The sequence below is a fragment of the Salinicoccus roseus genome (assembly GCF_003814515.1).
GTDB lineage: Bacteria > Bacillota > Bacilli > Staphylococcales > Salinicoccaceae > Salinicoccus > Salinicoccus roseus.
In genome coordinates this window covers 912,277-932,191 of the sequence record NZ_RKQJ01000001.1, presented here as the reverse complement: position 1 = coordinate 932,191, position 19,915 = coordinate 912,277, and the positions used below count along the sequence as shown (strand labels likewise).

The 19,915-nt window shown below is 49.4% G+C and carries 22 protein-coding genes; 14 read left to right on the top strand and 8 right to left on the bottom strand.

Annotation, left to right across the window (positions count from 1 at the left end; all coding sequences use genetic code 11):
• Positions 1–376 precede the first annotated feature (376 nt).
• Complete coding sequence (locus EDC33_RS04825) at positions 377–1,687, bottom strand: S8 family peptidase (RefSeq protein WP_124010352.1); 1,311 nt, start codon at positions 1,685–1,687, stop codon at positions 377–379.
• Positions 1,688–1,907: 220 nt separating this feature from the next.
• On the opposite strand from EDC33_RS04825, the gene EDC33_RS04820 reads away from it, so the two are divergent.
• The 3 genes from EDC33_RS04820 (at position 1,908) to EDC33_RS04810 (ending at position 3,804) form a co-directional block, all read left to right on the top strand.
• Entirely contained in the window at positions 1,908–2,786 is an 879-nt protein-coding gene (locus tag EDC33_RS04820; RefSeq protein WP_124010351.1) for a LysR family transcriptional regulator, read from the top strand.
• 117 nt (positions 2,787–2,903) lie between these two features.
• Positions 2,904–3,428 (top strand): acyl-CoA thioesterase, encoded by a 525-nt coding sequence (locus EDC33_RS04815; protein ID WP_124010350.1) that lies wholly within the window; start codon positions 2,904–2,906, stop codon positions 3,426–3,428.
• A gap of 13 nt (positions 3,429–3,441) precedes the next feature.
• Complete coding sequence (locus EDC33_RS04810; RefSeq protein WP_124010349.1) at positions 3,442–3,804, top strand: hypothetical protein; 363 nt, start codon at positions 3,442–3,444, stop codon at positions 3,802–3,804.
• A gap of 40 nt (positions 3,805–3,844) precedes the next feature.
• On the opposite strand, the gene EDC33_RS04805 is transcribed toward EDC33_RS04810, so the two are convergent.
• Positions 3,845–4,267, bottom strand: a complete 423-nt coding sequence (locus EDC33_RS04805; protein ID WP_124010348.1) for a hypothetical protein — start codon at positions 4,265–4,267, stop codon at positions 3,845–3,847.
• Positions 4,268–4,572: 305 nt separating this feature from the next.
• On the opposite strand from EDC33_RS04805, the gene EDC33_RS04800 reads away from it, so the two are divergent.
• Complete coding sequence (locus tag EDC33_RS04800; RefSeq protein ID WP_124010347.1) at positions 4,573–5,334, top strand: LolA family protein; 762 nt, start codon at positions 4,573–4,575, stop codon at positions 5,332–5,334.
• 53 nt (positions 5,335–5,387) lie between these two features.
• Here the strand turns inward: EDC33_RS04800 and EDC33_RS04795 are convergent, their stop codons facing one another.
• Positions 5,388–6,311 carry a YsnF/AvaK domain-containing protein gene (locus EDC33_RS04795; protein ID WP_124010346.1) on the bottom strand — a complete coding sequence of 308 codons (924 nt, stop codon included), beginning with the start codon at positions 6,309–6,311 and terminating at the stop codon, positions 5,388–5,390.
• A 209-nt stretch (positions 6,312–6,520) separates the two neighbouring features.
• On the opposite strand from EDC33_RS04795, the gene EDC33_RS04790 reads away from it, so the two are divergent.
• The 3 genes from EDC33_RS04790 to EDC33_RS04780 all read left to right on the top strand — a co-directional run bounded on the left by EDC33_RS04790 (position 6,521) and on the right by EDC33_RS04780 (position 10,682).
• A complete protein-coding gene (locus tag EDC33_RS04790; RefSeq protein WP_249036075.1) occupies positions 6,521–8,107 on the top strand; it encodes a glycosyltransferase in 1,587 nt (528 codons plus the stop codon).
• Positions 8,108–10,228 carry a bifunctional glycosyltransferase/CDP-glycerol:glycerophosphate glycerophosphotransferase gene (locus tag EDC33_RS04785; RefSeq protein ID WP_124010344.1) on the top strand — a complete coding sequence of 707 codons (2,121 nt, stop codon included), beginning with the start codon at positions 8,108–8,110 and terminating at the stop codon, positions 10,226–10,228.
• Positions 10,229–10,421: 193 nt separating this feature from the next.
• Positions 10,422–10,682: a GlsB/YeaQ/YmgE family stress response membrane protein gene (locus EDC33_RS04780; protein ID WP_124010343.1), complete on the top strand. Its 261-nt coding sequence runs from the start codon at positions 10,422–10,424 to the stop codon at positions 10,680–10,682.
• Between the two features lie 59 nt (positions 10,683–10,741).
• On the opposite strand, the gene EDC33_RS04775 is transcribed toward EDC33_RS04780, so the two are convergent.
• Complete coding sequence (locus EDC33_RS04775) at positions 10,742–11,638, bottom strand: phosphotransferase family protein (RefSeq protein ID WP_124010342.1); 897 nt, start codon at positions 11,636–11,638, stop codon at positions 10,742–10,744.
• Between the two features lie 112 nt (positions 11,639–11,750).
• Here EDC33_RS04775 and EDC33_RS04770 point away from each other — a divergent pair, with 112 nt between their 5' ends.
• Together EDC33_RS04770 and EDC33_RS04765 are read left to right on the top strand one after the other, a co-directional pair.
• Positions 11,751–12,941: a DUF5780 domain-containing protein gene (locus EDC33_RS04770; RefSeq protein ID WP_124010341.1), complete on the top strand. Its 1,191-nt coding sequence runs from the start codon at positions 11,751–11,753 to the stop codon at positions 12,939–12,941.
• Positions 12,942–13,043: 102 nt separating this feature from the next.
• Complete coding sequence (locus EDC33_RS04765; protein WP_170156353.1) at positions 13,044–13,736, top strand: copper homeostasis protein CutC; 693 nt, start codon at positions 13,044–13,046, stop codon at positions 13,734–13,736.
• Between the two features lie 200 nt (positions 13,737–13,936).
• On the opposite strand, the gene EDC33_RS04760 is transcribed toward EDC33_RS04765, so the two are convergent.
• Together EDC33_RS04760 and EDC33_RS04755 are read right to left on the bottom strand one after the other, a co-directional pair.
• A complete protein-coding gene (locus tag EDC33_RS04760; RefSeq protein WP_094905970.1) occupies positions 13,937–14,359 on the bottom strand; it encodes a hypothetical protein in 423 nt (140 codons plus the stop codon).
• Positions 14,356–14,565 (bottom strand): helix-turn-helix transcriptional regulator, encoded by a 210-nt coding sequence (locus tag EDC33_RS04755; RefSeq protein ID WP_124010339.1) that lies wholly within the window; start codon positions 14,563–14,565, stop codon positions 14,356–14,358. The genes EDC33_RS04760 and EDC33_RS04755 overlap by 4 nt, the downstream gene beginning before the upstream one ends.
• 281 nt (positions 14,566–14,846) lie before the next feature.
• Between EDC33_RS04755 and EDC33_RS04750 the strand changes: the two genes are divergently transcribed.
• The 3 genes from EDC33_RS04750 (at position 14,847) to EDC33_RS04740 (ending at position 16,760) form a co-directional block, all read left to right on the top strand.
• The gene (locus EDC33_RS04750) at positions 14,847–15,404 is read left to right on the top strand and encodes a GIY-YIG nuclease family protein (protein ID WP_170156352.1); all 558 of its coding nucleotides are present in this window, start codon (positions 14,847–14,849) and stop codon (positions 15,402–15,404) included.
• 156 nt (positions 15,405–15,560) lie between these two features.
• Positions 15,561–16,133, top strand: coding sequence for a DUF6241 domain-containing protein (locus EDC33_RS04745; RefSeq protein ID WP_124010337.1), 573 nt, complete (start codon positions 15,561–15,563; stop codon positions 16,131–16,133).
• A gap of 72 nt (positions 16,134–16,205) precedes the next feature.
• Entirely contained in the window at positions 16,206–16,760 is a 555-nt protein-coding gene (locus EDC33_RS04740; protein ID WP_124010336.1) for a GNAT family N-acetyltransferase, read from the top strand.
• A gap of 45 nt (positions 16,761–16,805) precedes the next feature.
• Here the strand turns inward: EDC33_RS04740 and EDC33_RS04735 are convergent, their stop codons facing one another.
• A complete protein-coding gene (locus EDC33_RS04735; protein WP_124010335.1) occupies positions 16,806–18,374 on the bottom strand; it encodes a hypothetical protein in 1,569 nt (522 codons plus the stop codon).
• 234 nt (positions 18,375–18,608) lie between these two features.
• On the opposite strand from EDC33_RS04735, the gene EDC33_RS04730 reads away from it, so the two are divergent.
• Entirely contained in the window at positions 18,609–19,247 is a 639-nt protein-coding gene (locus tag EDC33_RS04730; protein WP_124010334.1) for a hypothetical protein, read from the top strand.
• On the opposite strand, the gene EDC33_RS04725 is transcribed toward EDC33_RS04730, so the two are convergent.
• On the bottom strand, positions 19,231–19,428 hold the full coding sequence (locus tag EDC33_RS04725) for a hypothetical protein (protein ID WP_148087049.1): 198 nt from the start codon (positions 19,426–19,428) through the stop codon (positions 19,231–19,233). The two genes, EDC33_RS04730 and EDC33_RS04725, sit on opposite strands and share 17 nt — an antisense overlap.
• Positions 19,429–19,596: 168 nt before the next feature.
• On the opposite strand from EDC33_RS04725, the gene EDC33_RS04720 reads away from it, so the two are divergent.
• Positions 19,597–19,797, top strand: coding sequence for a hypothetical protein (locus tag EDC33_RS04720; protein ID WP_148087048.1), 201 nt, complete (start codon positions 19,597–19,599; stop codon positions 19,795–19,797).
• Positions 19,798–19,915 lie beyond the last annotated feature (118 nt).

Below are 19,915 nucleotides of genomic sequence, written 5' to 3'. Positions count from 1 at the left end.
ATAATGGCAGAGGGTGCCTTATTTATGGTTAACTTGCCATCGTTTCGCCTGCGACGGTGAATTGGGGCGTTAACTTGCCATCGTTCTGTCTGCGACGGTGAATTGGGGCGTTAACTTGCCATCGTTCTGTCTGCGACGGTGAATTGGAGGCTTAACTTGCCGTCGTTTCGTCTGCGACGGTGAATTGGAGACTTAACTTGCCATCGTTTTGCCTGCGACGGTGAGTTGGAGGGTTAACTTGCCATCGTTTTGCCTGCGACGGTGAGTTGGGACGTTAACTTGCCGTCGTTTTGCCTGCGAGGGTGAGTTGGAGACTTAACTCACAGTCGGAGCGCTTCCCACTGTGAATAAAACCCCCACACCCCATTTTCATTCATCACTGCCCGTCTGCTGAAGCGGAGGCTTGGCGATCTTCTGCCTGGCGGAGTGCCATTTCGACAGCGAGTTGTGCATCGATGTAGCCCCATCCGCTGCCGAATGCCGGGTCGCCGGTCATCTGGAGGATGCTCTTCACATCATTCGGGCTCAAGTCTGGATTTGCTTCAAGCATGAGGGCGATGACGCCTGCACATATCGGTGTGGCCATGGATGTGCCGGACATCTGGATATAATGTTCATCGACGATCTGTTCGGCGCGTTCGGCTGCTACTGTAGAATCGGGTGACAGCAGTGAGACGATGTTTGTGCCGGGCGCATAGATGTCTGGTTTGACGAACTGGTCGATGGTCGGTCCGCGGCTGGAGTATTCGGCAATTTCATCGTCCGAACGTTCGACTGTATCCCGGTCGTCTGCTGCACCGACGGTGATGATGAATGGATTGATGGCCGGGGTGCCGATGGTGGACGGTGCCGGACCGCTGTTGCCGGCTGCGGCACATACGATCATGCCGGCCTGCCATGCTTCCTGTGCTGCCAGTGACAGAGGGTCCCTCCTGAATGATTCGTAGGCTTCCGAACCGAGTGACAGGGAGAGGATCTGTATACCGTATTCTTCTTTATTTTCCATGCACCATTCGATGCCTTCGATGATGTTGGACAGGTTGCCGCCGCCTGAACCATTCAACACCTTTACCCCGACGATGGAGGCCTCCGGTGCAGGTCCCTTGTATTCACCATCCGACATTGTGCCGTTCCCTGCTGCATCTCCGGCGCAGTGGGTGCCATGGCCGTTATCATCATAAGGCTCCGTCTCTCCATTGATGACGTCATGAAAGGCGATGATGCGGTTTTCAGGTGTGGTCAAGTCATCATGGGGGTGGATGCCGGTATCGAGCACGGCAATCGTCACCCCTTTACCGCTGAGGTTATGGTCGGTCCTGACCTGTGCGGACCCGATCTGCGAATCCGTAATATCCAGGTATGCCGAGACCGGGCGGTCATAGTATATCCGTTCGATGGCCTCGTGATCTTTGATCTGCCTGATCTTGTCCGGTGTCAGCGTCCCCTTCATGCTGTTGATGATGCGCATTTCCTGGTCCAGATGGTTATGGGAATCGACATTGCATTTCTGGAAAAGGTCATCCTTCTCCTCGTCGCGGCATCCCTGTCTGCATTTTATGATGATCGGGATTTCACTCGTTCCCGTTGCCTGGTAGACATTCCTCTGGTCCTTGCGCAGCTGTTCGATCAGGCCCGGATCGAGCCTGTCGCCGCTCTCTTCATACCACACTCTTTCTTTCCTGCTCATATGCTTCGCCTCCTTATATTTGGATGCAGCTTTCATCTATAAGTCCATTTACTAATAGATTTCCGAATTGAAATTATCTAAACATTTGAAATATTTATAGTGACAGTCGCGCATGGGATCAAGGGCGAATATCTCTCTGGATTTTTTTGTTCACTTGGGAATGAAAGGGTATATAATATGAAAGGTCTTTGTAAAATGAGAGTGAGGGGGAGTGTTTCAAATGGACATCAAGCATATGCGCTATTTTGCCGCCATCGTACGACACGGCAGCATGACGGAGGCGTCCAACCAGCTGTACATATCGCAGCCGACGATCAGCAAGGCAATCCACGATGTGGAGACGGAGCTCGGGATGCAGCTGTTCGACCGCAACCGGAGGAAGTTCGTGCTGACGGATGCGGGCAAGGTGTTCTACGACCAGTGCGAGGAGATACTGCGCCGGCATTCGGAGCTGAAGAATGATCTGAAGAACATGGTCGGCATGCGCCAGGGGGAAATAAAGATCGGGCTGCCACCGATCATGGATGTCGGCAGGCTGATGGGCATCGTCAAGGACTTCCATGAACTATACCCTGAGATCACGTTCCAGCTGATCGAGAGCGGCAGCGGCACGATAGAGACGCGGCTTAGGCAGGACACGATCGACATCGGCATTACGGTGCTGCCGACAGAGGGGGAGGACTTCGATGCCTTCAATTTCCTGACGGAACCGATGAAGCTTGTGGTGCATAAGGATCATCCGCTTGCAGATGAGGATTCCATCGATCTGAAGGTACTCAAGAATGAGCATTTCATCATGTTCAACGAGGATTTCTATTTGAATGAAATCATCACTTCCGCATGCAAGAATGCAGGGTTTACACCGAAGGTCGTCTCGAACACCGCCCAGTGGCACTTCATCGAGGAGATGATCAATGCGGAGCTTGGTGTCTGCATCCTGCCTGAAAGCGTTGCGGCACTGCTCAAGAGTTCCTCGGTGACGGTGGACATCCATGAGCCGGTGCTGAAATGGCGGCTCGGCGTCATATGGAACCGCGACCGCTACATGAACTTCATCACGAAGGAATGGCTGAAGTTCTTCCAGCAGTACTATGAATAGCACCTAATACCGCTTTCATAGTTTTTATCTATGGACCCCATGAAATACCACTATTTTCTGGAAAGGGTTTTCAAGGTGTAGGATGGGTCCATCAGATGAATGAGAGGTAGAAACATTATGGCAGATTTCAAAAATCCAAAAGACAGTAAAGTGATCAGCATCGACCAGGTGTTTGCGAATGATTTGAACAACTACGATACGCTGTTCGGCGGCGTATTGATGAAGCGCATAGATAATGTCGCGTCACTCGCGGCAAGAAGGCATGCAAGGGTGAAGGAATGCGTGACGGCTTCCATCGACTCCATCGACTTCCTGCATCCCATCACACAGGCAGAATCCGTATGCATCGAGGCATTCGTGACTTCGACCGGCAACCACAGCATGGAAGTGTTCTGCAAGGTCATCACCGAGGACCTCGTGACGGAGGATAGGAAAGTGGCGGCGACGGCTTTCCTCACTTTCGTTGCACTCGATGAGGAGACGAAGCGTCCGATTCCGGTACCGGGCATCGTGCCTGAAACCGATGAGGAGAAATATCTCTATGAATCCAACGCACAGCGTACGGCCATGCGCCGGGAGCGCCGTAACCACAGCAAAGAGCTGACGACGAACATCAGCATCGAAAAACCATGGAATCTATAGGGGGCGGACATATATGTATGCAAATCAGGAAACCATCAATCAGGTACAGAAGGACCTCTGCACAATCAGTACAGACCACCCGGAACTCTACGCAAGAATCGAGCATGTCACAAGCTTCGCCAGACAGCTTCAGGTGAAGTACAGATACCTTGCGGACCTCATTACGGGAGGGACGCGTGAACCGCAGCCGGCCTTCATCAAGCTGTCCGTACTGAACATCCTCATCGATGAAGTGGAGAAACTCCAGAAGACACCGGGATTTGAAGTGTTCTGCGACCTGCTCAACAGGAACAGGCATACGGATGCGCCGGAAATATTCCTGCTGATCCTCGGTGCAAAGCCGGAAGCGGTCGTGAACAACGCAATCATCAGCTGATCATGAATCAACCCAGGCATCTCTGCCTGGGTTTTTTGGTCTATCCCTTTTCCTCTTCCCGCGCCCGCAGCTGGGATTCGATCTCCTCATAGCTTCGGATCTTCCGGTTCTCGAGCAGGTGGACCTTCCCGCTCTTCTCCACTTTGGCGGCATCATTCGGAACGAACAGATCGACTTCGAAGTCGTATTTGTAGCCCCGCTGCTTCATCAGCCGCTTGATGGCTCCCTGGGTCCGCATCGAATCGGTCCGGTCATGCATCTCCTGCAGCTGTTCATTCGTGAACTGCCAATAGTACTGGTGAAGTGCCGTCTCCCGAAATTTTTTCTGTTGCCGCCTGCGCTGGATGAAAGCGGCTGCGGACCGCCGGATCTTCTTAAAGAGCCAGCCGGGTTTTCCGATACGTTTATTCCATTTCATGCCCCGGAGCTTGGGCCGCTTCAGCTTATTAATGAACCGCTTCATATTTCTCTCCCTCGATCAGAATTTCTTATCCTAAAGGCTCAAAGGTGTGTGGACATCAGTAGGCGCCTGCTTATTTTCCATTATTCGACAGATGTCAGCAATTATCAACAACCGTGCACTCTTTCCTATAAAATAAGTCAAAAGGATGATTTATGCATGTATTAAGTTACGGCATAAATAAAATTGTATCAACAAGACCCATATTTTCAGAAAATTGTAATAATATATGGTGTTTTAATGTATACTTTATTCTATAAAGTAAATTTGTGACAAGATAAGAAGGAGATAGAATAAGGAGGGAGAGGATGAACCGGAAGTTCATTCCAGCAGTACTGATCGGAGTGCTGCTGATGCTCGGGGCCTGCACATCAGAAGAGAGAGCAGGTGCTCCAATGGATCAGCAGACCGAGGATAAGACGGAGACGACGGCGGCTTCAGGAAATCAGGCTGAGGCGTCGGAAGATATCAGCAAGGAGGCAGTGATCGAGAACGCATCGGAGGTGGATCAGCAGTTGGAAAACTATTATCTTGAGTCGAAGGTGACGACGTACATGGACGGCCGGACCGACGAAACGCTGACACGCGAATGGTTCTATTGGAAGGATGGGGAACTTCATTTCCGCAAGGAGGTGGAGCAGGCAGATGCGCCGATCCAGTACATTGTGGGCAATGATGAGCATTCGATGCTCTATACGGAGGGTGAAGATACCGCAATACGGACAGCCAATCTGGTCAAAGGGTCGAGCCTGCCCTCACCATCGGAAGCGATGAAGGGGCGGCTCTCAAGCTACAGGATGTCTCATGATTCCAAACTGGTGGGTAAGGAGGCGGTCAACGGCCGCACAGGCCACCATCTCGTCTTCACCCCGAAGGAAGAAGCCCGGGAGAGCGGGACGACGATGGACCTCTGGATTGACGCGGAACATTGGCTGACACTGAAGGAGGTCCTCGACCAGGGGGAGACGCGGATGGAGTATGAGGTCGGCACACTTGTCGTTGGCATCGAGCCGGCGATGGATCTCTTCCGGCTGGATCTGCCGGAAGGTGTGGAGGTCATCGACCAGTAGCTGCGCCATGCATAAGAAAGGGACAGGGCCCCGGGGGGCCTTGTCCCTTTTGTCTATCTCCTATGGTCATCGAAGTTTTCCCGCGTATTGTTGTGTTCCGAGATGTCGACTTCCTCCTTGCGGAGTTCTTCAGCGATATGCTGGTTGTCCGTGACGATATTCTTGCGGATGACGATCTCCTCAGTGACGACCGTCTCCTTGATGATTTTCACGCGTTCCTCCGTGAGCGGGATGCGCATGACATTCTCATCGTCGCCCGCATCATCCCTGCTGTAGACATCGAGCGTCGGATTGCCGTCCACCGGACGGCGCTCCACCGTCACTTCCTCGCGGTCGACTGGGACGTCGAACTCTTCAAGCCGTGTCGTCACATGCTTGTCGACGCCGACTTCGCCCACCTGGACATTTTCCTTGTCGACATTGAGGCGCTCCTCACGGAGTGTCATCCGCTCCTCGTCTTCATCATCCATGCGCCTTTCCCGGTCCGGGCTTTCCACCCTGCCCTCGGATGCACGGGAAACCAAGTCCTCATCCTTATCGAAATCTTCCATCCTGTTGATGTCACCGCGGGTCGTATTGTAGTCGTATTCGTCGACTGATGCACCCTGTCTGCGTTCAACCCTTCTGGATTCCTTTTCACTCATTGGCTGATCACCTATCCTTCCACTGTCTTCAATATGGAGCAGAAGTCTGCCCGCTTCAATCTCTTCCGTATACCGCTTCTGTTCAGCCGGCGTGAGCGGCATGCTGCCGATGACCTCATCGCCAGGAATCTCGTCTGCCAGCCACGCGACGATCCGGTCCCACGTGTCGACTTCGGTACTGATGCGCCTGACGTCGAGGTGCCTGAGCAGCGTCTCATCAAGATTCTCCTTTGATATCACCAGCATCCGGGCCTCATCGACACCATTCAGCTTGAGGTGTTCGATCCTGCCGAGCAGATCGCTGTTATTGTCGAACGTTTCAATTCTTCCCATGGATTCTGCCTCCAGTATATGTGTCCTTCAAAAGCATCCAATCTTAGTAGTTCATTACCCCTGTCGGAAACGGTTAAACAGGGGAGCGGCAGGGAATCGGCACCATGACTTTCTTATTTCTTTCCATTTGATATATAATTGGATTAATATAAACTGCATGTATTCAAATAAAGTGCCGGGAAAAGGATGATCCTATGAAACCGAGAATCTTGTTTTTACTCAATTCCGTGGATGTGAACCGGGGCGGGCTCACGCACGCGTCCTTGCGGCAGGCGAGCACTTTCGCCGATGCCGGTTATGAGACCGAACTGCTGACTTTCAGATATGACCCGCGGTTCCCGGTCATCTGCAAAAAGCTCGTGCGCATGGGCAAGGTCAGCAAAAATGTGCACATCCGGAACCTGTTCCATGAGCGTGCACTGTACAGGCCGACGGACAAGGTAAGCCGGAAGCGCGTCAAGGTCGACATCTCGGAATATGAAAAGGACTACAGGGTGTCGAAGCGTCCGAAGCATAATGCCTACAGGCTGTACAGGGACGACGCGTATATGAAGTACATCTCCCTGAGGGAGGATGACACGCTTGATTTCATCGACTACTTTGATGCGCATGAACGGCGCGAGAAAAGGGAGTACTACGACTACTACGGCCAGATGACGCGGCTCCAGCACTTCACCCCCGAAGAGAACAAGGTGGCGGAGGAGATCTTCTACAACCGGGAGGGGAAGGTGATCCTCACTATGCGCCATGACCCGGAGACGGACAAGATCACCCAGGTCAAGAATTTCGGGGAGGACGACAGGGTGCTCTCCGAAACCGACGGGGACCAGACGCCGTACAGGAAGGACTGGCTGGATCAGGTCATCGCTGAATCGGACCGTGATACAGTGGTCATCTCGGATACACGGCCGACGGATGAACTCGTGGTGCTGCTCGATGACAAGAAGGTGAAGGGCCTCATCCGCCCCCACAGCAACCACCTGCGCAATCCGGATGATCCAGCATCGGAACTCAACCGCCGCAACAAGTATGCCGTCGAGAGCGTCAAGGACGTCGACGGCCTCGTCGTCCTGACGGAGAAGCAGCGCCAGGACATCGTCGAGCGCTTCGGGCATCCCGAGAAGGTGTTCGTCGTACCGAACTACTATGATCCGAGCCCGCCGAAGATCACCGGCATGCGCACTTTCATCATCAATCTGCAGCAGCGCACCCGGAAGATCGAACGGGATATGAAGAAGGTCGTCATCGTCTCCCGCTTCTCCAGCATCAAGAGCATCGACCATACCATCAAGGCATTCAAGGAAGTGGTGGCGGCCGTGCCGGAGGCGACCCTCGAAATCTGGGGGCAGGGCGATAAGAAGCAGGAGTACAAGGACCTGATCAAAAAGCTCGGCCTTGAAGACAGCGTAAAGGTGAAGGGCTACACCCAGCGGCCGGAGAACGTCTACCGTTCCGGTGCGCTGTCCGTCGTCACGTCGAAGGCGGAAGGCTTCTCGCTCTCCGTCATGGAAAGCATGGTCAATGAGACGCCGGTCGTCAGCTATGACATCCGTTACGGCCCGTCGGATATGATCGAAGATGGGGAGAACGGATACCTGATCAGAAAAGGCGATACGGACGCACTTGCCAAAAGGATGATCCATATGCTCCAGCATCCTGAAGAGACAAGGGAGATGGGCATCGCCGCAGGCAGGACGATGCGGACGCAGTTCGGCATCGACAGCTATCAGAATAAATGGTTCTCCCTGGTGGACCACCTGTTGGGGAACGATGAAAGTAGAGGTGCAGAGGAATAGATGATTTCCATCATTATACCTGCAGAAAAGAACGAGAATTATATAGACAGGGCACTGGAATCGGTGGTGGATCAGACATATGCGGATTTTGAAGCGCTGATCCTCCATTCGGATACGGATGCACTGAAGCGGGCAGTCGGACAGAAGTTCATTGAAGACGCGCGGTTCCGCTTCATCGAAACACCGAAAGACATTACGGCAGGCGCCGCCCGCAACATCGGACTTGAAGCGGTGGCTGGCGAATATGTATATTTCCTGGACAGCGATGACTACATCTCGAGTGATGCGCTGCAGATGCTCATCGAAAATATGGACGGGCATCCGGTCGTCCGCGGCAGGATGCGCAGGACTGAGCTCGATTCGAGCGAGATCGAGAGTGCGGCCGAACAGCGGCGGACCACCATCTTTCACCGGAACAGATATAATCTGGTGCGGAATCATTCGGCACTCCACTTCCTCATCAAAAAAGACTTGATCGACCGGTTGGACCTGGAGTTCGCCGAGGCGGAGCAGACATATTCCGACCTGATGTTCGTCATCCCGATGCTTGAAGCGGTCGAAGTGGTGCCGTTCGTCTATGAGGCACTTTATTTTCGGAGGAGAAGGAACGATCCGATCACCCATCCGTCACTCCGCCAGATGCCCATCGAACAGCGCATGCATGACATGTTCGCCATCTACAACCGCCTCAAGCAGTCCCGCCTCAGTTTCGAAGCGGAGACACTGCTTGATACGCTGCTGCTGAACTTCTACCGGAAGCATCTGATCGTGAAGTTCAAGAATAAGGATGAGATCGATGTGCATTTCGAAGGGCTGCAGGAGACGATCCGGAAGGTCAATCCATCTGTGCTGAAGACGAAGGACAAGGTGCTGCAGCTTGATGTGCGGACCATCCAGTCGCGAAGCAGGCGGACATTCAAGAGGCTGAGCCGGGTCCGGGATATCCTCCGGGATGCTAAGAGGGGCTTCACGAAACGGAACGGCCGCAAGGAATTCATCTATAAATATTCATATATGAAGAAGCCGCTGATGGATGACCTCGTCATCTTCGAGAGTTTCCAGGGCAAATCCTATTCCGACAGCCCGAAGTATATATACCAGCAGATGCTCAAGAGCCGGAGTGGCTACAATCATGTCTGGGTGCTGAACAAGAAGCAGAAGCTCCCCGGCGATCCGGTGACCGTGAAGCGCTTCTCGCTGAAATACTACTATTATATGGCGCGTGCAAAGTATATCGTCAGCAACGTCAGGATGCCGAACAGCTACATCAAGAGGGAAGGGCAGAAATATCTCCAGACGTGGCACGGTACGCCGCTCAAGCGGCTCGCAGGGGATATGGATGATGTACATATGCCCGGGACGAATGCCGCAAAGTATAAGAAGAACTTCAGCAAGGAGACCGACAAGTGGGACTACCTCATCGCACCGAATGCGTACTCGTCCGCCATATTCAAGCGGGCATTCTGGTTCACCAACACCATGCTCGAGACCGGATATCCGAGGAACGATATCCTGATGACCGACGACAACCCCGTCATCATCCAGGACATCAAGGAGAAGCTCGGCCTGCCGAAAGATAAGAAGGTCATCCTCTATGCGCCGACGTGGCGGGATGATGAATACTACAAAGTCGGCAAATACAAGTTCTCGATGCAGCTGGATCTGGAGCGGCTGAAGGAGAAGTTCGGCGACGAATATATCATCCTCCTCAGGATGCACTATGTCGTTGCATCCAAGATGAACCTCACCGGCCTGGAAGGCTTCGCATATGATGTCTCCAAATACGATGACGTCAGCGAACTCTATCTCGCCTCAGATATGCTCATCACAGACTATTCATCCGTCTTCTTCGACTATGCCAACCTCAGGCGTCCGGTGCTCTTCTTTACGTATGACATCGAAAAGTACGGAGAACAGCTGCGCGGATTCTATATCGATATGGAGACCGAGCTCCCTGGGCCGCTGCTGATGACGAATGACGCAGTCGTCGATGCGATAGAAAACATCGGCGAGATCGAGGAAGAATATCAGGAAAGATACGACGCATTCTACGACCGCTTCTGCAGCTGGGATGACGGCAGGGCATCAGAAAAGGTCGTGGAAGCGGTGTTTGAGGAATAAATGAAAGGGCGGGAGATACTTAATCTCCTGCCCTTATTTTATGTCTGCACGACATTTTCAGATTTATTACATGGGGATTACTGTTTGATGACAAGTATTTACATCGTGGATTTTTTAGTTTTGGAGTGGATGTGCGGGGTATTTAATTCATGTATTCAGTTATAATATTAAAAATTTCACGGAGGTTTTACTAATGGGTTGGATTATTACATTAATCGTAGGCGGCATCATCGGATGGCTCGCCGGTCTTATTCTCGGAAAAGATGTACCATTCGGTATCATCGGTAACATCATTGCAGGACTTGTCGGTGCTGCAATTGCAAATGCACTTGGACTGAGCTTTGGTCCGGAACTCGGCGGCGTCAGCATCATTGGTGGACTGTTAGGTGCCATCATCCTGATTCTGATCGTATCCTTCATCATGAAGGCGCTTGGCGGAAACAAAAGAGCATAGACGATGACGATAGGCCATTCCCAAAAAGGGGATGGCCTTTTTTGCGCAGAAATGATGCGTTACGAAAAACTGCGATACCAGGAAGGGATGACTGTCCGCAAATCATCGTACCAGTCCAAGATTTCATCAGCCTGTTCCATGAATATTTCGATCTGTGTCTGTCCGAATGGAACGCCCCATGGCAGGGATGACAGCATATTCGCACTGATATAGAGGAGGAGCAGCCGCCAGAAAGCTTCGGGAACTTCATCACTGAAATAACCACTTATCTGTCCCGAGGCGAAAGCTGGACTTGCCTGGGCACTCCAGACGATCCGGTTGAATTCCTCCCATGGCTCGCCGACATCATGCCGGTTGAAATCTATGATGTGGAGACTATAATCAGCATCGATGATCATGTTGCCGACATGGTAGTCTCCGTGATGGAGCACTTGTATGCGATTGTGGAGGAGATGACGATGTGCTTCTATATATTCAAGGAACAGGTGGCCTTTTTCAAATTTATAGTCGCACGCTTTGTACATACTGATTTTCCGATCAATTTTCCTGTTCATCTTCGACTCCCAGGATTCTTCAGGCTGGTGCACGTCCAGCTGATGAAGCTTCCATAGATTCCTCCCCGCTTCAACACCCAACCTGTACTGTTCCGGTTCGGGCAGTTCAGGCAATCTGATTGTCGCCTCCTGACCCTCAACCCATTGGAGCAGGAGATAGTAATAGCTGTCTGCTTCCCCATGTTCAAACGGCTTCTGCACAGGGAGTCCGGCTTCATAGCATTTCCGGATCAGCTCATATTCGCGGATCTTGAAATTCTTTTGATCCAGATTGCTGAGGCGGAGCAGGTACTTTTCATCGTCAACATGGAGGATGTACTTGTCGTCGTCCGACCAGCCTTTATCCAGTTTCTCAATATGATGGATGGCGAGGTGCGGGAATGAATTCCTGATTGTATGCATGGTATCCTCCTTTTTTGAATTAGATTCTATGTAAAATATTGTATATCAAATTCCGTCTTTTGAGATTATAATAAGTATACTATTAAGTATAAAATAGAAAGGGCGGAAACTGATGAAAAATGTAATGCTTGGATTAATTGTCTTCCTGCTCCTTGGCATTTTCGTGTTCCTTGGGATGATCTACGTAAACCAGACAGAAGAGCCGTCGGAAGAAGTAGTTGCCGACTCGAAAGAGCAAGTGACCAGTGAAGAAGCCATAGAAGAAAAGAGTGAGGAAGACAAGGAGCCAACAGAAGAAGAAAGAGAAAAAGTTGAGGAGAGCAAAAGACAGGATAAATCAGTTGAAGAGGAGGAGCCTGAGGAAGAAACGGAAACATCTGCTGCAAAGAATAAGCAGACCGCTTCTCCGGGGGATATGACTGCAGAAAAGCTCGAAGAAGAACTCATGAATCAGGAACTGGTTGTAGAAGATGTGGATTATATCATCCAGGATTCAGAATATAAAAATCTTTATCCTGACATGCTTTCAGCGATCATCAGGAATAATTCAAATGTAGATATAAAAAATATGACTTATGGATTTGTTGCATGGGACAAGAACGGTCTACCTGTACGCCTGAAGGGAGATATAGATTTCTCGGATGGTTCATACTTCCATGGGGGCACTGGCGAAGCGATAAACGTTGCCCCTGGTGAAGTACATGGAAGGGATTATGGTTTCGGCATAGATTCTGACATTGATAATATCCATACCTTAAAAGCGATTGCCGTCAGCTATGAAGGTTTCAATGGAGAGTCATGGGAGAACCCTTATCTGAATGACTTTCTAGATATATATGAGGGAAAAAGATTGGCGGATATAGAGGGGCATGAAGAGTTCATATACAATAGAGATGGATCAACATCCACCGTGAAGCCAGAAGAAACCGAAGTGGCAAATTCAACTGAAAGTCATGGTGAACACGGTCCGGCAGCTGAAGCATTCATTAATGAATATTTGAATGACTTGCAGTTGGCATATACAGAGGACGATTTCTCGTATGTTGAAAATTATCTGGAAGCAGGAAGCGGCATATATAATACGTTGAGGAACAATGTTCAGAATCAGAATTTCCCGAACATGCAAATATGGGCGGTTGAAGTGACTGAGTACAGCGAAGAAGGTAATCAGATCTATATGGAAGTTTCTTCTGAAAGAACACATGATAATCTTGAGGGCACTCATGTATTTGTTACGGGATATGATCTGGTCTTTCAGCCTGAGAATGATACTTTCATAATCAAAAACTTTACTGATTTATAGAAGTCCTAAACATTTTTCTAAAACTTAAGGGATGTTTTCATTTCATTCATCATCAAATTGATGCATTTCCACCGTGTAAAAGTCATATATGGAGGTGACGGTATGATTATAGAAGGCATCGCGACCAACATACAGGATGTGCATGACCTGAACCGGTTCGGCGCAGACAGGATTGAACTCTGTAGCGGTATGGAACAGGATGGACTTACCCCGGCAATGGCTCTGGTGAAGGAAGCGGTCGAAGCTTCCAGTATTCCGATTAATGTCATGATCCGGCCCCATGATCTATCATTCCGTTATACTGATCGGGAAGTCATGCAGATGGAAGATCAGATAAGGGAAGTGGGAAGCTATGGTGCAAACGGCATCGTCATCGGAGCACTGGCAGAAGATGGACGTATCGACGCCAACGCTTTGGAGAGTTTCATTTCGATCTGTGGGGAGATGGATATCACCTTCCACAAGGCATTCGATGCATTGGATGATCAAGTTGAAGGCCTAAAGATGCTCCTCAAATATCCGGAGGTGAAAACCATCCTCACTTCAGGCGGCCCCGGTGGTGTCACTGATAATTTCGGGAAGTTGCAGAAACTGATGAAGAAAACAGAAGGTACTCATATTACAATCATGCCGGGTGGCGGGCTCAATACAGACAATGTCACTGAAATGGTTGAGAAGTTGAAACCGGAGAGTCTCCATTTCGGTACGGGTATCAGAAGTTTCAAATCCTATGAGGCGGGGATTTCCGGGGAGAAGCTTGCGTTCATCAGAAGTGCCGGGAGGAACAGGAGGTAAAGAAATACCCATGAAAGAATCCAAATTCAATATATCCAATGAAAGCATGATAGATGATAAGCTTTGATGATTAGTGTTACAACTTATGCAGCCAAGTTCACCCTTGGGATATATGATTGAAATCTATCGGCTAATCGTAAGGAAAGCCTCCATTCCTAGTGATGCCAGGGATGGAGGCTTCTGTCCGCCATTCATGAAGATTATCGTCTTTTGACGATGATGGCACCAATCCCGCCGATCCATATATAAGAAAAGAATAAGATCCATAGGTAAAGGAGGGGAACAGAATCGTACCCAATAAGAGTAAATGCAGTCAAAGAGATGAAAAGAACCCCCACAGTAAGATGTGAAGTTGCTGCAAAGTAACGCTTGAGATTTTTAATGGTGCGTTCATCAGCTTCAGGTAAACGATCTTTTTTACTAGTCTGCTTAATAAATTGAATGACACATAGTATGAAAGATGCCACTGCGGCACCAATCATCACACTATATGGAAACTCCCCCTGAATAAAGTAGGCGAGAAAAGAACCGATTGTTGCTCCGATAAAACCGCATGCAATTATGAAATAAGGCGTCCAAGTCTTCATTTTATGATTTTGGAATTTTGTTTCCTGTACCTTCATCTGTCATCCTCCTCTAAGGTGAACACTGCTTCAATAGGCATATTAAAATATTTGATGATCTTAAGAGACAGCTCAAGGCTGGGATTATATTTATGCTTTTCAATCGCATTGATTGTCTGACGCGTGACCTGTAGATCTTCAGCCATTTTAACTTGCGAAATCCTCTTTTCCTTACGAATTTCTCTTATCTTATTGGTTGCCGGCATCTTAGGGCCTCCAGAATAGTAAAGATATCTTTACTATTATATTATCATCCTGATTGATCTATGTAAATATATCTTTACATATTATTTGGCTGAATATGACATTCAGATATTTTGAAGCAGTTTCAGCCTGTTAATTTTATGTAGTATGTACTATTCTTATTTCTGATCATGCCATTTCTTTATAACATCAACGTTAACTTCTAAAGTAAGTCTGTCAATTTGATTTATCATTCATGTGTGGATTCCAGCTCCTGGGGAATAGGTACCCTGAGGTGATAATTATGGCAAGACAGCTGAGAAGCATGAATAAGCAGCTGGATAGGCTAATGAAGAACTTCGGTAAGGAATCGAAAAGGATCTGGAAGAAGGGCATCGAGTCAGCGGAGATCTCACCTTCAATCATCAAGACGAGTGATGGCCGACGGGCAGTCGACCATAAGGATCTCGATGAAAAGATCCAGAAGCAGTTCAAATTGTCCGATGATGAGGCGCTTGTCGGGGTCTATCTGATCTATAAAGGTTCGGACCTCTTCTATGTCGGACACAGCACGAATATCGCCCGGCGCCTGAAGCGCCACTTCAGCAAGCCATTCGAGAAGAAGCCGTCGAAAAAGGAAAAGCAGTTGAAGCCATTCAATGGTGTGCTGGAGAAGCGGAATATGAGCATCGTGATCTATCGGATTACAGATGACCAGAACTACATGTTCAGAAAGCGTCTGGAGAAGATCATCACCTACAATTATGTTCCGGAATATCTCAAGTGGGCATATGGGTCAGGTGAAGATGAAGATGTAAGAAAACAGAAGATACGTACGAGCCATAAGCGGACGACGGCGTAACAGGGAGGGCCAGAAGGCTCTCTTTTTTGTTTTCAAAGAAAAGTCTACTCTTTTATCATAAAGGGTTACATTTTGTTACCAAGGAATGTTAGAGTGAATATAACCATATTATGGCAAGTAAGCCAAAGAAACACAACATCATGAAAGGACGGTTTTATGAGCAGTTTTACGAAAGTGGCTCTATGGACGCTATCGACAGTTGTAGTGATAGCAATCATCGCTGGGGGAGTCATCGCCTTCAACTTCTCAGGTGTGAAGGACAGTATCGGCAATGCACTCGATCGCTCTGTGGCGGATGAAGCGGAGATGCCAGAAGAGGATGAGGAGCTTGCTGCACTGGCGAATTCCGGTTCGAAGGAATCTGAAGAGGCGAAGGAGGCGTTCGAGGTGTCGGATGAGAAGACTGGTGACGGCCTGCCGAGTGAACGGCAGTTCGCAGACAGCATCCACCATATGACACACCAGAAGGTCAAAGCCCAGCAGAAATGGGGCCATCTTGAAATCACTGACGAGCGCATCGAACAGAAGTACGAAACGGCCAAGAAATCGAATTATGAATATCGGGAGTTCTATATGGCAGCGCTCGAGGACTGGATGGAAGGCGATTTCACGAACGCAGTGCAGGTACATAATACAATCTGGAATGAACAGGATGGCACCATCGGCAAGGCAAGAGGGCTGATGTCACCGGAAGAAGAGATGGATTATAAGATCAGGCATTTTGATTAGCAGGTCATGGACCTGCTTTTTTAGTATAATCATAGTAGTAGCATCGATTTGTACATTCAGGGGGAGATACATATGCAGCATCTTGGTACGCAGACATTGGAGACGGAGCGGCTCGTGCTCCGAAAGCTCACTTTGGATGATGCGGAAGCGATGTATAACAACTGGGCATCGGATTCTGAAGTGACGGAGTATCTGACCTGGCCGCCGCATGAATCGGTTGAAGTGACCAGACAGCTGATCGGCCATTGGATGGAGGAGTACGAAAAAGAGGATTTCTATCAGTGGGCGATCATGCCAAAGGACTTGGGTGAACCGGTCGGGACGATCAGTGTGGTGGATGCGGATGATTCTGTCGGGATGGTCCACATCGGCTACTGCATCGGCAGGGCATGGTGGGGGAAGGGGTATACGACGGAAGCCTTCGAACGTCTCATCTCTTTCTTCTTCAAAGATGTAGGACTCAACCGGATCGAGTCGCAGCATGATGTGAGGAATCCCGGCTCCGGCAGGGTGATGGAGAAGTGCGGATTGCTGTATGAAGGGACGAAGCGGCAGGCGGACCGCAACAATCAGGGAATCTGTGACAGCGCACTCTACGCCATCGTGCGGAGTGACTATAAAGCGTAGAATCAGGAAGAAGCGGAATACCATCATGGTATCCGCTTCTTCATTTTAATTTTTGTTCATTTTCTCATATGCGGCTTTCGCCTTTTCATATTCACGGTCCGACAGCGCCTTCGGGTAATGTGCCTTCATTTTGTCCATATACTTCAGGAGGTTCTCGGGGTCCCCGAGGCGCCTGTAGATTTTGATGAAGTGCATATAGAGCTCGGCATGCTGATCGGTAAGCTTCTCGGCTACCTTGACTTCATGCAGTGCTTCCTCGAATTCGCCGAAACCGTAGAGGAACTTCGCCAGGTAGAGCCTCATCCTGAACTGGTTGTCGGGTATGAGTTCATTGATGTACTTTTCGACCTGTTTGTAGTCGCCCCGCCGATATGTGTGCCTGACGAGGATGCACATGCTTGAAAAGCTTCTGTGCCTCGTCCGTTCGAGGTAGTGGACGAAGTAGCGGGGGAGGGTGGTCTTCTCGGTCGATTCGACCAGTTCCGTCACAAGGGGACGGAAGATTTTCTCCCGCACTTTGGCCGTAAAGTGGTAGTACACGAAATTGTCGACAGTTCTGTTTATCTTTGTATTCAGGAAGAGGGCCGGATACTGGAATACAGTAAAGGCCTTCTTATCTTCCCGGAACATCTGGATCAGCCGTTCGTTATAGAGGTCGAGAGTACCGTAGAGTATCATCTTCCGCATGGAGCGTATGTGGCTGTCGGTCAACTTCGCATCCGGAAGCAGCTGGTGTATGGCCCGGATGACGGCCGTGCTGCGGTTGCCGCTATGATAGTATTCAAACAGCATATCAAGCTGTGCAGCCGGTGTGCCGAGAAGTGAAGCATCGAATTTCAGTGTATACAGTGCCTCGATCATGATGTATTGGATGAGGTCGGCCTTTTCCTTCATATGGGGGACCGAATTCAAATTGAGCGCCCGGTGGTACTGCGGGTTATCGTAGAAGCGGTTGATGAGGTGGATATGGGCCGCATCCTGAAGGGTGGCATCCAGATTTTTGATCGTAGTGACCAGTGCAGGGAAGTCCTGGGGCACAGGGTCCTCCGTCATTCCAAGGTGTGTATCCCTGAACGCCTCCCACGTGAACCGGGCGACCGGATGGCTGTTTTCCGTTTCGAAGAGGATGAGCAGCCGTTTCTGGTCGACTTCTGTACTGTCGATGAGCCGTTTGGCCCTTAGGCTATCATGATTCCGGATCATATACCGGATAAGTGCTTCCTTCCGTTCAACCTTCAGGTGCGAAAGCACATCGACACCAGCCTCGGAAAGTTCGATCAGTTCCTCCACCTTCTTCATATCACAGAGAATCTCCACCTTGAGCGGGATGAGTGCCTCGTCGGAAATCCACTCGATCACTTCCCAGGCTGCCTGATAGTTCTTCTCGTGGCGGAAGACCAGACTTCTGAGATAGCTTCTGTATCCTTCCTCCAGCGCCAACAGATCCAGCTGGCTGTGCAGGTATGCATGTTGGGAGAACCTCAAATATATCCTGATGACCGGTTCATCCGCCCCGATCTGGTAGCTCAGTCCCTTCTTGAACAGTTCAAGTGCCCGCTCGTGGAGTCCTGCCTTCAATGCCGCATGGGATGCAGCAGCATATGGACGTTTCATCGTTTTCACCTCACAATCCTCTATAAATTATATACGTATCGCATTCATATAATTTTACCCTATATGGAGGCATTTACTTATGGAATGAAGAATGAAAGGATAAGTGGGTGAAACAAAACAATTAAGTGTAAAATTATACATTATTTTGATGGGAGGGGGAATATAAGGTTAAGGATTGGTTGAACGCCATAGATCAGTGGGTGACATATCCAACCATACAGAGGAGGGAGTTTAATGGGTGAAACAGTTTTTGCCATAATCGGACTGGGGCTTCCGGGATTCTTCACGTATGTTGTTCTGGTGAAAAGGAATATTCTGTTCTATACGAAAGATCAGACAGATGAAAAGGTAATGTTGATCGGGCTACTTTCTCTGACCAACATTGCTGTCATCCTGCTGCTTTTGGAATCATTCAACTTGGAAGTCATGAGCATAGCCGGATTTCTTATTATAGTTGGCACTACCCTCCTGCTGACATTCTGGATCTATCCGTTTGTCATCAGAAATGGCCGCAGAATGCTTGAGGATCATCTTGAGAAGACGGGACAGAAGAACCGTTCGAATATACCTTTCATGGACCGCATACATGATGGAAAACCAGCGGTGGGTGGATACATCCAGTGCATATTCTTCGATTTCAACCACACATTTGTGGAATCAGGATATCTCAAGTACTACTCATACAGCGAGAATGGATTCATCCTCTACCCCGACGGACAGAGCAACCTCGACTATGCCAAGTTCAAGAAACGTTTCGAGACACTGGATCCAACAGAAGCTTCACATATGATGGATTTTGATAAGGAAATGATCATCTACTTCATCAACTATCCCAATAGCAAATCGGATTATGACCCTACTTCTCATCGTTGAGGAAGATGGAACGGGGCAGAGGACCCTGCCCATTACCTTTTACCGAGTCGGTAGAGAGCTCTTCGTCATTACCGGGGCTGGGCCCATGATTAACGCGAACATTATGGCCAAACCTCCGGTTCGTCCGCTTTTTGCCGGGGTAGTCGTATTCCTCATCCATGAAGTCTTTTCTTTCAACCATACAGATCATCCTCCATTCTAAAAATTTTATGTCGAACCTTTCTATTTTCATTTTACACCATATTCACCCCGTAAGCATCTGTTTGTTGAAGACGTTCAATTTCCTGTGGAATGGCGGGGCGGTCTCTGGTAGAGTACAGATAGCATAATACGGAAACAGGTGATTCATTTGGCAGGATTCTTCATCACAGTCTCCTTCATCATGTTCGGCATCGGGGCGATCGCATTCGCCTTTGCGTCGATCACATTGATGCTTGGTAAACTGGGTGTAGTCGAATACAGTTCAAGGGGCTACTGGATCAACACAGCTGTACTGGTCGGAGGCGGCCTCATCAGCTATCTCATCTCAGTAGTGATAAATCTATTATAGAAACAGGCGCAGCCCTAAGGGGCTGTGTTTTTTGATTTGGAGCAACAGTATTAAAGCTATGTAATCAAAAGTGGAATGCCGTGATGTCAATGGGCGGATTAAGGCACAGAAGTAGGGG